General features: G+C 42.7%; 8 protein-coding genes. All 8 read right to left on the minus strand.

Features of this window, described 5'->3' with window-relative positions:
- The 8 genes from H6571_19790 to H6571_19825 all read right to left on the minus strand — a co-directional run bounded on the left by H6571_19790 (nt 1) and on the right by H6571_19825 (nt 13776).
- On the minus strand, nt 1–3069 hold the full coding sequence (locus tag H6571_19790) for a TonB-dependent receptor (GenBank protein ID MCB9325991.1): 3069 nt from the start codon (nt 3067–3069) through the stop codon (nt 1–3).
- A 740-nt stretch (nt 3070–3809) separates the two neighbouring features.
- The gene (locus H6571_19795) at nt 3810–4403 is read right to left on the minus strand and encodes a transposase (GenBank protein ID MCB9325992.1); all 594 of its coding nucleotides are present in this window, start codon (nt 4401–4403) and stop codon (nt 3810–3812) included.
- A 451-nt stretch (nt 4404–4854) separates the two neighbouring features.
- Nucleotides 4855–6945, minus strand: a complete 2091-nt coding sequence (locus H6571_19800) for a hypothetical protein (protein MCB9325993.1) — start codon at nt 6943–6945, stop codon at nt 4855–4857.
- 112 nt (nt 6946–7057) lie between these two features.
- Nucleotides 7058–10453 carry a hypothetical protein gene (locus H6571_19805; GenBank protein MCB9325994.1) on the minus strand — a complete coding sequence of 1132 codons (3396 nt, stop codon included), beginning with the start codon at nt 10451–10453 and terminating at the stop codon, nt 7058–7060.
- A gap of 86 nt (nt 10454–10539) precedes the next feature.
- Nucleotides 10540–10965 (minus strand): hypothetical protein, encoded by a 426-nt coding sequence (locus tag H6571_19810; protein MCB9325995.1) that lies wholly within the window; start codon nt 10963–10965, stop codon nt 10540–10542.
- 247 nt (nt 10966–11212) lie between these two features.
- Nucleotides 11213–12022, minus strand: coding sequence for a universal stress protein (locus H6571_19815; GenBank protein MCB9325996.1), 810 nt, complete (start codon nt 12020–12022; stop codon nt 11213–11215).
- Between the two features lie 126 nt (nt 12023–12148).
- Nucleotides 12149–13084: a universal stress protein gene (locus H6571_19820; GenBank protein MCB9325997.1), complete on the minus strand. Its 936-nt coding sequence runs from the start codon at nt 13082–13084 to the stop codon at nt 12149–12151.
- Nucleotides 13085–13221: 137 nt separating this feature from the next.
- The gene (locus H6571_19825) at nt 13222–13776 is read right to left on the minus strand and encodes a hypothetical protein (protein MCB9325998.1); all 555 of its coding nucleotides are present in this window, start codon (nt 13774–13776) and stop codon (nt 13222–13224) included.
- Nucleotides 13777–14080 lie beyond the last annotated feature (304 nt).

Raw genomic sequence — 14080 nt, forward strand, 5'->3', positions numbered from 1 at the left:
TTAGAATTTTAAGTTTAAACCAAAAGTGATTGACTTAACAGGAGGAGTGGTCATATAGGTAAAACCATCAGCCCTAACCTCTGGATCGTACTTCAAATTTTTATCTTTTACCCAGGTAAACAGATTGGTACCCCGCACATAAACCTGGATATTTTCCATCTTAACCTTTGAAGCAATGGTTTCAGGGAAGTTGTATCCCAGAACCAGGTCTTTTACCCGTGCATAATCCCCGTCAAACAAAAATCTCGTAGAAGTTCTGGAGGCATTATTTCCAACATTATTATGTAATTGAATAGGCACATCGGTAATATCTCCAGGCTTCTGCCATCTTCTCATCAAATCCGCAACTCCCTGGTAGTATTCAGTCGTATAACGTCCTGAATGCCAGGTGTAGAATGACCAGTCCTCAAAAACCTGGTGGCCACCGGCATAATAAGCGCTGATATCAAAATACAGGCCTTTAAAATCTATATGAAGATTTGCTCCTCCAGTCAATTTAGGAATGGCGGAAGTATTGGTATGCACTTTTTCCGCAGCATAATAATCCTCAGTCAATTCGTCTCCTTCATCGCTGTTGAGGTACCATTGAGGTGCTCCGGTATCAGGATTCACTCCTGCGTATTCCTGCATGTGCCATGCGTAAATAGGATATCCGACTTCAATGATCCTGCTGCCTGTTTCAATATTGATGTCTTCACCATTGGCGTCCTTTGCCAGTTGGGTTACCTCATTGCTAAGGGTTGCAAAATTGACTGAAAAATCAATATTGAAATCCTTCTTTCTGACGATACCAAAATTCAAAATGGCTTCAAAACCTTTATTCACAACGGTTCCGATGTTTTGAGTGATGCTGGTGTGGCCGGAAGTTCTGGTAAGAGGCACTGCCTGCAAAAGATCATAGGTTTCTTTGTTGAAGTATGATAAAGCACCATCGATCCGGTTATCCAAAATTCCAAAGTCAATCCCGACATCGTAATTTTTGTTCTTTTCCCAGGTCAGGTTTGAGTTACCGTATTCACTTGGATAAACGGCCCCCTGGTTGGCATAATCGGCATCATAGGACAACAAAGCCTGATACTGATTTATACCTACAGAAGAGTTTCCACTGACCCCGTAAGTACCCCTCAACCTAAGGATGTCGATAAGGTTCATACCAGCCATAAATGCTTCCTCGCTTATATTCCAGGCAGCACCTACAGACCAGAAGTTACCAAAACGAAGATCCGGAGCGAACCTTGAAGAACCTTCTCTTCTAAACGTGAAATCAACGATGTATTTACCTTTGAAGTTATAATTGACCATTCCGAGGTAAGACAAATTGATCCAGTCCGTAAAGTTTGAACCAGCATCCTGGTTGGCACCGGACTGGTCAATATTGGTCAATCCGTCTGTGGAGAAGTTCTCTCCGTATCCCCATAACCAGTTATTATTGTTTTTCTGAAATTCCATCAATCCTTTAAGGTCAATGCGGTGACCGCCTGAGAGCTTGATAGAGTAATCCAGAGAGTTTTGGGTCACAACATTGAAATTCCTTTGGATCGAAGCATAAGAAGTACCATTTTCCTGTTGAGAATCGCCATATTTACGGTTTTGGTAATTCTTATAATCTACAATATTAAAATCAATACCAACGAGGGTTTTAAATTCAAGATTATCGATAATTTCCCAGGTCAAATAGGAATTCGTCCTGATACGATTGAGGTTATTATACACTACATCATTATCTTTGAGATACAGGTAGTTATAAATAGAGGAAGTCAGGTTTAAATTTGGATCTCCATTTTCATCATAAGGCTGATCGATCGGAGGCTGGAACCATTTGCCCATGTATGGATTGGCAAAATAGGCACTATTCTCCAGGAGCAAACCATCCTGCAATACTCTGGTGTAACTATTCGCTGTTGAAAATTTCACACGGCGACCAAGATCCCTGTTATAGTTTAGGGCCCCTGCAATCCGGGAGAACTTACTTCCAACAACAGTGAACTCCGTTTCATTGTATCCGAGAGAAGCATAAAATGAAGATACTTCATCTCCTCCAGAGGCAGAAAGGTTAACATTGGTAATAGGAGCATTCTCATTTTTAAATGCTGCTTCCCAATTTCCTTCCTTTCTTCCGTTATCACGCCAATCCTGGTAAACAGCAATACCGCCGAAACCCTGATCCTTGGCCCAATCGAATGTACCTTCTTTGGTAAATACGGTTCCACCTTCGGAATATGTATTGTAAATACCTTCAAGGTAAAGTTCTTCTCTTTGAGCACCCGTTAATACATCACGACCAGAAGTTGCATCATTTTGAAAACCGCGGGAAGTACTCAGGTTGAAACTGGTTTTACCGGATTTTCCCCTTTTAGTAGTGATAACGATAACTCCATTGGAACCCCGTGCACCATAAGCAGAAGTAGCAGATGCATCCTTCAATACAGTGATGGATTCAATATCGTTGCTATTGATTCCCGCCAATGCATTTAAGGAAGTTCTCGCCGTTCCATCAGTAAAATTGGTATTGATAATAGGAACCCCGTCAATTACAAATAAAGGATCATTACCAGCAGAAATGGAACCAACCCCTCTGATTCTTATATCCTGAGAGGCTCCCGGAGAACCAGATTGGGAAGAGATCACCAGTCCGGCTACTTTTCCCTGTAGTGCCTGGTCAACAGATACTACGGGAATATCTTTCAATGTTTCCCCGGTTACGGAAACGGTGGATCCGGTTATTTGATTTTTTTCCCGGCTACCGTACCCCAGCACAACAACTTCGCCAAGTAAACTGGCAGAAGTTTCAAGGGTTAAATTCAATACATCAGATGTACCGATCTCAACTTCCTGTGTTTCGAAACCGGTGTAACTAAAAACCAACACCTTGCCGTCAGCAGGAACGTTAATGGAATACATACCGTTAAAATCGGTAACCGTACCCGATGACGTTCCCTGGACCAAAACGGTTGCTCCGATCAGAGTTTCCCCGTCTTTGTCAACCACCTTTCCAGTAATTGTCCTTTGCGCCATTAGAGTGCCTGAAAAAAGTACAAGCAATCCAAAAATAAAGCAGAGTTTTTTCATGTTAAATTAATTTTGTGAACGAAAAAAAATTACCCAATTTACCAAATATCAAATTCAACAAAATGAATGTCCAAAATATCAATAGTAAATTCTAATTGTTCAAAATCAACAGAAATACCAGAGTACTTAGAAAACCGCTGGTTCGTTCATGGGAAAGAATAACAAAAAACATCCCCTTATCCAGGGATATCCAAGATAATAAATATTGGAAAAGAAAATTTGTAGTTGGAATGCTTAACAGGTTGAAGATAGTTTGTTTCTACAATTTGCCAAAAAAAAATGGAATGAATTTCGTCTATTAAATTTTATGTTTAAATCAATTACAAGTGTTTCAACCACATTAATCAATTGATTCTATGCTATTTAAATGAATTTGAGGCAAAAAATAAAATTTTATATCAAAGGATAATATTGAAAAAATAATAAAAGTGGAATGGATTACGGCTTAGGAAGCGCTTTTTTAAATAATACAGAGGACAGGAGTCCTGCACCTTGGTCCGCGTACGACATTCATGTCGTAGCGAGCCTATTATGATTTTGTGTAACTATTGTATTCAGCGGGTGATGAATTTATGATCGTTTATAAACAACAGTATAGCTCGTTACGACATTTTGTCGTACAAAAAAAACCAGTAGCTCGTTACGACATTTTTGTCGTACAAAAAAAACCAGTAGCTCGTTACGACATTTTTGTCGTACACGGACATAGGTGCAGGACTCCCGTCCTGCAAAACAATAAATTACATTCCTGTATTAATATATCCAATATCATTCCAAATGTCTTCAAAAATGATCACATCCAGGAGTCCCTTTCCAGAAAAATAATTTGACGCACTACTATACCTATAATGCTCCGGAAACGACACGACGCCGGACCTGACAGGATTTAAATGAATGTAGTCGAGCTTTTGACGAATAACCTTAGGACTATACAAAGCAATGGGATGATTATCGCCCTGCCAAAGATTATGATGACTGTTGGTGCTATTTTTTCGGGCATTAAATGCAAAATGATTCAATAGCCATTCCCTGCGGCTTTCCGGGTTTTTTGGATCATGGAGGTAATCCAGAAATTGATTAGAGGTATAGGTTTTAAAAGATTGTAAGACCCTCGACAAGCCCGTTTTGTTTTCTGTTCTTACAATGAGATGTAAATGATTGGACATGATGACATAAGAAAAAAGGAGTAGCCCTTTTTTTTCCTGGCAAAAGCGCAGACTGTCCAGAACGATATTACAATAAACGGGCCTCGTGAACAGATCAATCCATTCCACTACTGTTAATGTTAAAAAGTTGAGGCCATTTTGATCTAATATTTTATAACGCATAAAAATAACAATTTTAATGCAGGACAGGAGTCCTGCTCCTTGGTCCGCGTACGACATTCATGTCGTAGCGAGCCCATTATGATTTTGTATAATTATTGTATCCGCGTACGACATTCATGTCGTAGCGAGCCCATTATGATTTTGTATAATTATTGTATCCGCGTACGACAATCATGTCGTAGCGAGCCTACTATGATTTTTTTTATAACTATTGTATTCAGCTCGTGATGAATTTATGATCGTTTTCTTTGTACAACATATTTATCATACACGGACAAAACCAGTAGCTCGTTGTAGCATTTTTGTCGTACATATAAAGCATCGCTCGCTACAACATTTTTGCCGTACACAAACAAAAGTATAGCTCGTTACGACATTTTTGTCGTACAAAAAAACCAGTAGCTCGTTACGACATTTTTGTCGTACACGGACATAGGTGCAGGACTCCCGTCCTGCCCTACCTCGGAATAGTAATTTCCAATTTTTCCGAAACCGGCGACCGCGTTCCATCCTCGCAGGCGGCCTGCAAATAATAGAAATAGCGTTGTCCACGACTCACCTGTGCATCTTCAAATTCATTCAAGTCGCCTGAAACGGTTTGCATCAGGCTCGCCCGTGCAGCATCGGAACCTTTGTAAACTTTGAATTGGCACGAAGGTGAAACCTCATATTGCCAGTTGATTCTTACCTTATGTTCATCGGGAAGATAATTCATTACAATATCTTCCATCGACGGTTGCAATTTATAATCCACCGCCTTACCGATAGCCACCTGGGCCGGTTCGGAATTTAGCCCGTCATCATCGATGGCCACAAGGGTGTAAGCATAAGTTTTTCCTGTTTCAACATTTTTATCCATGTAACGGGTAGCCGGATTTACGGAAGTATATTCTTCCAAAAGTACCCAGTCATCATCGGCCTCAACAATTTTGCGGAAAAGTCGGTGTGAAATGACATCTTTACTGCCGCTCTTGTGCCATTTTACCTCTATGCGGTCCGCAAAATTATTGATCGCATAGATATGCGGCTCCACAGGAGGAAACCTGTCCACCTTTTTGATTTCGAAAATTTCGGTAAAAGGAGAACGATTATTCACTTTATCCACGGCCTGGAGTTTATAATATACCAATTCATTACCTGAAAACATGTTAACGGTATCGACAAAAAACGTTTCTTTAACCGGCTTTGGAGTAATCCTGGCAAAACCGGAATCTTTTACATAAGACTTATAGAGAATATAGCCATCGAGATCCTCCTCCCTGTTGGCATCCCAGGAAAACCTGGCAATTCCGGAGGAATCTATGGAGCCCTGAAAATTAATGGGCATAAGGGGCGGCGTTTCGTCAATGCCCATCACAAGGGTTGGGAAAGAAGATATCTTAGGCCCCCGGTGAGGTACGGCCACTATCCGGTAATAATTGGTGAGCTCAGCCATTTTTACCTCCACCGATCGTTCCAGATTCCCGATGCCGGTGAGCACAGGCCGGTAAATACCGTCCATGCTGTCAGAACGGAACACCTGGAATTCCTGGATCAAAGGTTCGTATTCCTTGAGCAATTTCCATTCAATATAAGCGTAATTGCTGTCCGCCTGAATGGTTTTGATGATCGAAGGACTGAAAGAAACGGGCTCGTAACCTTCGCCGGAACAAACGGCAAAATGCTCGCTCATTCCCCCGAAGTAATCCGCTCCCTGTAACCGAAACCAATAGGTGGTATCCTTTTTCGGCAACTTCCATTTATGATAAAAATTGTCAAAAACATCCAGGGTATCCATGTGATCGTAAATATTAAAAAAAGGACCGTCTGTTAGAGATTCAAAATGGATGCCGTCAACGGACTGACTCAGGGTATAACCGTAATAGTCATCCAAATGGTCCCGGGTATTCCAGGCGAATGCCACTTCGTCACTACCAAAATCACATTGTAATTCCGGTAAAGTCCCTTCTTTGTAATTTGCCGGATCAACGATCAGAACAGCCGCATCTTCAGGACTTTCTGTAGATAAATAAATTTTATAAACATACTGCTCTCCTGTTTTGATGTTTTCATCCAGAAAAGCTAACCCGGCGCGCAGGCTATATTCAAAATCGGAATTTTGAATAAAATTGGAAAACAGGAAACGGCTTCTGTCTCGCTTCGTTTTGGTATAAACCTCCGAAGGGTAATGCTCCGAAACCCAGGTTTCTTCTTTGTTATCAGTATAAAGCAGATCTCGTAACAGGGCCAGTTGTTCGTTTTGATCAGAAGCCTTCCAATTTGGGTAAGCCATTGGTAAAATGGGTTCCCTGGTTTTAAAGACCAATTGCAAATTGCCTGCTTCCGATCCGTCTATGAGATATTTTTCAATAAAATACCCTTCGCTCATGCCTCGCTCCCACTGGGAAACATTGCCCGGCATCCACCTGAGCATGACCTTTCCCTCCTGAACTTTATGATAAAGGGTTAACCTACTGGTGTCCCTGTTGCAATCGCTTGCAAAAATTTGAAATCCTCCGAAAAAACAGAAAAGGATTCCCAAAACTATTTTTGAAAAAGAAAAATGCATAGCGTTAATTTTTAATTTCGTTCAAAAAAAAGCGGGAAAAAGCCCAAAAAAGGCAAATCAGCACTTTAGTCTTTAATCTTTAGCCTTTCTCTGCCTTTTCCCCGTGATTGCGTTAAAAGTTATTGTTTCCGCCGGCCACGGCACCACACTCTGTGCCTATGTCTTTTTGCAGATGCAAATCAAATATGCCGAAATCCAGGAAAGCATCGATATGAAAAGACGAAGGCCGAGGACCATCACCGGCGAGCATCACTCCGAGAGCTGTATTAAAATTCACGCCCCACCATTTTCCATAAGCCGCCAGGTAAGCCCAGATGTTGCCCGAAGCGCGCCAGTATTTCAACCCATGGGGGCTCGTTCCCGACAAGGAACAAACGGAACCTTCATTGTACTTGAGCAGGGCAAAATCAAATCCTGCGCCTCCTTCCAGGGTCAAATAGCGTTTGGCCGCTTTCTGGTAAAAAATATGGAAATGCACGTTGGCGCCGAAGGCAAAACCCGTTCCCAAAGCCGCACTGTCGCCAAGATCATCCCGATTATCCTGTATGCCAAAAACAGCAGCGGCGGCGGGATCCAGCGGCGGCGGGCCGGGAATATCATTGCCCATCATAAAATAAGCTGAAGCCTGCACCACGATGTCATCACTTGAAGTATTGGGATCGTTCTCATAGGTGATCGTTACCTGCACAGGATAAATGCTCACTTCATCTTCCTGATCCATCACAGGGATAGTCACGGCTCCATTGCTGTATCCGCCGATATACAGGTGCCAGCGATCTTCCGGTACTGAAAAGAAAATATCGACTACACCGTTTCCGACAAGAAAATGGTCTGCCACATCGATCTGAGCCTCAAAGGTGGCCTGAAATTCCAGCCCTGATTCAAAGTTCATACGCATGACAAAAGCCCCCGCAAGGATATCTTCCCCGGTCTCTCCAATTTCCTGTTCCGTTTGGGCCTCGGTTTCTTCGCGGGTAAGGTTCAACTGACCCAGTTTGTTCTTGATCCGATCCACCCCGTCGGCTATAGCCTCAGGTACGACAAAATCCATTCTGCCGTAAAAAAGGATTTCCAGCAGGTTCATATTCTGGCCAAAAATGATCTCAAAAGTGACCACCCCGTCCATAGAACCGCCGGTAGAAGTCAGAGCCATCATGGCTTTCAGCCCCAGTTTAACCCCCTGGTCGGGAACGTACTGAGCACCCGTCAGGGAAACACCCTGGTTGGAAGGAGGTACCGGACTGATGCCGGCCATCCTCATATTGTGATAAGCACCCCCGCCAAAACCATTGGCTTCAATAGGGCCGAAAAGAGGAATGCCCCATTCATCGGATTCGAGCAATGCATCAAAATTCCAATAACTGAATTGTCCTGTATTGCCAAAAATGGTACTCGCTTCGATGGTGAATTTATTGATGACATCCACCGTGAGATTGCCCTGGAATCCTTTGCCGTAAACCAGGTCATTATGGAAAATTTCCACATAGCCATCAATGGTAAGTTTGTCGGAAAACTGCATATGAATCTCAGCAGCATTGAACTGGAGGTGGTCAAAAACCCATACGTCCACAGGCTCCGAATCCGTGCCAGCAATGTCTTCTTCAATGCGACAGATGATAGCAAAATTTGTCGTTGCCGCAAAACCACCATCTTCTTCGCCCATAAAATTCACATTAACACTAAAATCCAATGCCATATTATCCGGTTGCCCGGGAACGGCCACCAGCATAATATCCGAAATAGATACCGGTAAGTTGGCCAGTTTCAAGCCGGAAGTCAGGGCAATACTCCCACCATTGGCATCGATGCTTAATTTAGGTGCTTCCGTGCGGACCAGCAATTTGGTAAACTCAACTCCAACGACTTCGATCATGGAATCCTCATCATCGTCCGAAAGGTCGAATTTGGCATTAATGGACATACTGCCGGTAAGTTCCGCCGTTGGAATAAAAGCATCCGGGGTGACCACCACGTTAAGTTTTGAGCTGGAATCAATGGCAACGTCCACTGCCTGCAAAAAGGAAAATTCCATATCCGACCGCATGATCAGGGAAAAGGAATACGTATCGTTCTCAATATTCCGGAAAGCCGCATACCCAAAAGGCTTGTTCTGCGTGGCAACAGGAATGCCGACCTCCCCGGCAAAACCAAAAGCCATGATTTCATTGACGACAATATCAATCTCGATATGGTCGAGGGAAAATTTCCAGCTTTCCATTTTACCGTCATCCAGGCTAAATACATTTTCAGCATAAAAATACCCGCTTACCCCCAGTTCATCGATCAACAAATCCTCTGTTCCAAAGGCAAAACGGCAGGATTCTCCCGGACCGGGTGACAGGCAGTTCCGTTTTGAAAACTGGCGGGGGAGCATGACATCCAGATTTTTAATGTACACGCCCCGCCAGAGGTTTGGATTGCCCGGCAGTAACTCCTGCACAGCATAAGTCTGCGGGAAAACCATGTTATGGGAATTGCGAAAATCACTAAAATCGAGCACGGCATTTTGAAGATTGAAGGCCACATCCGGCATCTTGCTCAACACGAAGTCGGGCAGCGATATATCCATCAGCATATCATTCCAGTCATTTACGATGGTTTGAAGGTGAGCCGTCACCCTTCCCTGGCTGAGGGGATCTCCGTTCGCATCGGCCGGGATGACCCAATCGCGACTCAGGATAAAATCGGCTTCCATCCCCATCTCCACGAAACCGTCGCAGTCGACCACGACATAAGTTCCCGAATCCGTCGAATTTTCACCGGTTCCGTTTTGCTGCCACCTGTTGAGGATAAGCGCCGCTTTATCCTGCCCGAAAACGATGGGCAGGTCGGCATAAAGCCCTAATTTAACTTCCCCGACAAAACCGCCTGTTTTGGTGAATTTGATGTTAGGAGAACCAAAAAATATTTCCCTGTTTTGGGAAGGCACCCAGATACGAACCATCACCTCCAATTCCGTATAAGTCGGATAAAGTTCCATCTTATTGAAGATGACGCTGTAAATATTGTTGCTGATGGTATCGCTGAGCACCAGGGGGAAACTGACCATGTCATCGCCGGTCAGTTTTTTGATAAAATTGCCGAGGCTGATGGCTTTATCGAGTACTTTTCGTGCTTTTTTTACCTGGTCACTGGCGTTGTAAGCATTTAACTTGACCATAAGTTCAGCGGCAAATTCGGTATCCGGTGTTGATCCGAATGCACCGGGCAAAGCAGCTGACTTTTCAAATTCAGCAGCGAGCCGGGCATCCAGATCGGGGAAGCTGTACCTTTCAAGAGGTAAAACTGCCACACCGGAACCTTGAAGAAGCGCTTGATCTTTGGCTGATTTTATGACGTCAGATCGGGAAAACCCATTACTCAATCGCTTTGCGAAAGCAGGAATATTTTCCAATAATTGCTTTTGAAGATCGAGGGAGTCGGGCCGGCCGTACGCCAATGCCTGGTTTTTTGGAATTGCCAACAGTAAAACTGTCGATACAAAGAGGCCATATAAAAGTCTTTTCATTGGACTTGAATTTTCATTTGTTTAAAAATAATTTTGGGGGCTGCAGGAATTACAATTGTTCCTAATCAATTAATTACCAAAAATCACTATTGCTTTTGAGCAATGTAACTGCCGTAGGGTTTAGAGGTGCCTGCTTCGAAAAAGAAGATTTTCAGCAGATTTCCCTCCAGGGTACCCTCTCCTTCAAGACTGTCGCCGTCCAGGTCAAAAGGGTTTACGGTAAAAGCCGTTTTCGACTGCATTTCCGCCGTAAATGGCACGGTGAATACCCCGGGGACAAGTTCCATTTCCATTCCAAAAGTGTTGTCAGAATTTCTTGAAGCCGTGGCAACGACATTACTCACGATTACGGTAAAATTTTCGTCCCCTTCCCGGTATTCACCGTTGTAGGCACCGGTAATATCCACCGTAAGATCATTGGAAGGCACTTCTTTCTGACAGGCGTTGAAACCGATGAGAAAAAGGGCGATAAGCATGGAGAAAAAACCAATTCTTGTGTCTAAAATTTTCATGTCCTGGTGTTTAAATTAAATAATCGAATCATCCTATATATAATCCGCGAGATTGGCCAATGTGACTTTTTTTAGCTATGTTTTTTTATAAAAAAGAAAAACATAAAACATAAAACATTGATTAACAACAAAATATACAAATAAAAAAAATACGCCCGTTTCACTGCGAAACAGGCGTATTTTAAAGCTTCTTTAAATAGCGGAAAGCGAACTAAGGGGAAAATTCAAGAAATTTAGACATCAGGTATCATTCATGAAAAACCAACACCGGCTTTTTGGTATGGAAGGTCATCTTCCTGGAAAAACTGGTGTGGAAGAGTCTTTCCCAAAGCCGCCGGCGAGGCACGAATAAGGATAGCCAATTGATCTCTTTTTCCTCTATGTAAAGTTCAAGTCCATCCAAAATAGAAGGATTGTTGACCACTGAAAAGTCGGAGTATTCAAAGGGGTAATCTTCAATTTCAATGGTATCCCCCATTTTGCCCAGGTCGGCATTGGTCTCGACATGTACGAACAAGGTTTCTGCCTTAAGTTCTTTGGCCATTTCAATCAATTTCCTGACTGAATGGGAATCATTGAGACTGAAGTCTGTAGCATAGGCAATCTTCGTCACAGGTTCAAAAACGGCCTCTGCAGGAACCGCCAATACCGGACAAGGGGATTGCAACATGGTATGGGTGGTAATACTACCCATGAGTTTTTCCATGATATTGTGAGCCCCTTTGGTTCCCATGATAATGAGATCATGATGCTGGTGCCTGGCATAACACGTAATTTCCTGGGGTACGAACATTCCATAAACCACATCTATTTTAGCGACCAGTCCTTTGTCCGCCTCTTTGGTAAAATCCAGCATTTTTTCGTTCAGGACATCTTCCTGCTCTTCGATAAGGCGCGGATAATAATCAGGGGGGAGATCGGCCACATCAGAAGCCGGCAGGTGAAAAACAGTAATAACATCAACCTTCGCATTCACCGTTTTGGCTAATGCGCAGGCATATTTAAATGCATTGGCTGAAGGCAATGAAAAATCAGTAGGGAATAATATCTTTTTCATTTGTACAATGTTTTGTGATCATTAAAAGTGAAGTTTTTACGCGGACAACCCGCATCATCACCTCGTTACTCTCTGCCTGTTTGACTACGAACCGGCAAGCCAAACAGGCAGACAGCTTCCCTTTATTTATTTAACAACCAATACAGGAATATTTTCATTGATTGATAAGATCTTTTCGGTAACACTACCGAGCAGGAGCAACTCCACTTTTGAGTGCCCTTTTGCGCCCATCACGATAAGATCCACATCGTTATTTTTAGCAAAATCCATTATGTAGTGTCCTGTTCCGGGCCCCATCCTCGGGATCAGTTCAATTTTAACCTCTGCCCGATCATCCTTGACGTTCGAGTTTATGAAATTCGTAGCTCCTTCCACCCTGTTGGCATGCAACATGGCGTGGAACTGCTCGGGGGTTCTGCTGATTTTATAGGTACTAAAATTGGGCATATCGTACACATTCAGGGCGATGACTTCTGTTTGTTTGCCCAGTTCGGCGGCCATGGCAACCGCCTTTCTGAGTGCCATGACGGAGAAAGGTGAAAAATCTATAGGCACCAGTATTTTGGTGATCTTTGGCTCCGCTTCATCGGGTACCACCCAGGCATTACAAGACACTTTTCTTACGAGGTTTTTGGGGAGTATGCCGTGAGAATTGGTATCGGTATTTTGCCCGAGAAGAATCAAATCCGGCTCGAGAATGGCTGTTTCCTGAAGCAATTGTTCCAACGGCTCCCCTTCCTTAACATCAAAAACGATATCCATTTCCGACTGTTCGGCAAATTTACCCATAATCTTGGCCCTCATCTCCTCAATGACCTCTTCATTGAGCTTATAATCCCCTAAAACATCGGGATCGGCATCATACTCAAACGATTTATCAAAAAGGGTAATTTTAGGAATTACGTGCAAAATAGCCACTTCCCTGACCTTAAATGTTTTGGTTAAAAATTTGAGATAATTCAGGTTGGAAGCATCGGTTTTGCCCAGTTCAAAAGCCACCAGAACGCCGCCGATTTGGAAAGGGGTATGTTTTTTTGATCGAACTTTTTCCTCGGTTTTCATAACACTCATTTTTAGGTTTAAAAAATAGCCCAAAATCAGTCCACTCATTTCACATAAACTTGGGATTTTTCCTGCTAAAAAGAAGTGATTAAAGTCAGATGAGGAACATGATATTTGTCAGCGGCAGTATAATATATTCAGGCAGACCGGTAAGTCAGGTACTTAGCGGCCCCATAAATCAACAGGAAAACAGCACCAACCAAAGATATCCATTTCATGGAAGTGCAAAAAGAAGCGAATTGTACCAGCGCCACATGTGACACTGGAAAAGAAATCAATAAATAAGCGATAGAACCATTTTCCAGAAGATCAAACAGCGCAGCCAGAATCGGCAAAAAAGCAAGCGTTTTTAAAAAGCGGCTCTCTGTAAATGAAACAGATAATACGAAGATAAGAATGAGCATGAACGAAATTCCATAAACAACAGCATAAGGATTATCTACCACCAGGGCCATTTTCCAGTAAAGCGTTCTCCCTTCCGCGCCATAACTGTCGATCAGCGCGTAAGTTTCTGCTGCATTATAACTGAATTTTAGATCCAGTAGTCGGCCGGAAAGGGTATTGTTTTCGAGAAACCGCGCCGGGGGCAAAGGAAAAAAGACCGTATTAAACAAAATGATCAAAACGATACCCGGCCAGATGTATCTTCCTTTGGCTACGGGAATGAATCGGGTATAGAACTTTTCAAACATGTCTGCTGAGTGCGTTAATAAAAAAACCAACCGAAAAATAACTTTCACATGATCGTAACCATGTGCCATATCTGACGGGCAAACACTCCTACTGTCACTTATAAAAACACGTTTTTCTCTATTGACAAAAATAATATTTTATCACGAAAAATGATTATATATTAATAAATAGTTTTACAAAATAATTTTTTCACAAAATAAAAACATAAAAGAATCGCTTTTTTTCAACACATAGCCTGTAAATCTAATACAGTCAACCTAAGGACTCGCCAACAACAAGCAACAAGTAATAAGTAACAAGCAA

The organism is Lewinellaceae bacterium (genome assembly GCA_020636105.1).
Lineage (GTDB): Bacteria > Bacteroidota > Bacteroidia > Chitinophagales > Saprospiraceae > BCD1.

What these genes read in the sequence shown, in the direction of transcription:
- H6571_19825 (MCB9325998.1), bottom strand. Translation starts at nt 13,776, where the DNA reads ATGTTTGAAAAGTTCTATACCCGATTCATTCCCGTAGCCAAAGGAAGA.
- H6571_19820 (MCB9325997.1), bottom strand. Translation starts at nt 13,084, where the DNA reads ATGAAAACCGAGGAAAAAGTTCGATCAAAAAAACATACCCCTTTCCAA.
- H6571_19790 (MCB9325991.1), bottom strand. Translation starts at nt 3,069, where the DNA reads ATGAAAAAACTCTGCTTTATTTTTGGATTGCTTGTACTTTTTTCAGGC.
- H6571_19815 (MCB9325996.1), bottom strand. Translation starts at nt 12,022, where the DNA reads ATGAAAAAGATATTATTCCCTACTGATTTTTCATTGCCTTCAGCCAAT.
- H6571_19800 (MCB9325993.1), bottom strand. Translation starts at nt 6,945, where the DNA reads ATGCATTTTTCTTTTTCAAAAATAGTTTTGGGAATCCTTTTCTGTTTT.
- H6571_19805 (MCB9325994.1), bottom strand. Translation starts at nt 10,453, where the DNA reads ATGAAAAGACTTTTATATGGCCTCTTTGTATCGACAGTTTTACTGTTG.
- H6571_19810 (MCB9325995.1), bottom strand. Translation starts at nt 10,965, where the DNA reads ATGAAAATTTTAGACACAAGAATTGGTTTTTTCTCCATGCTTATCGCC.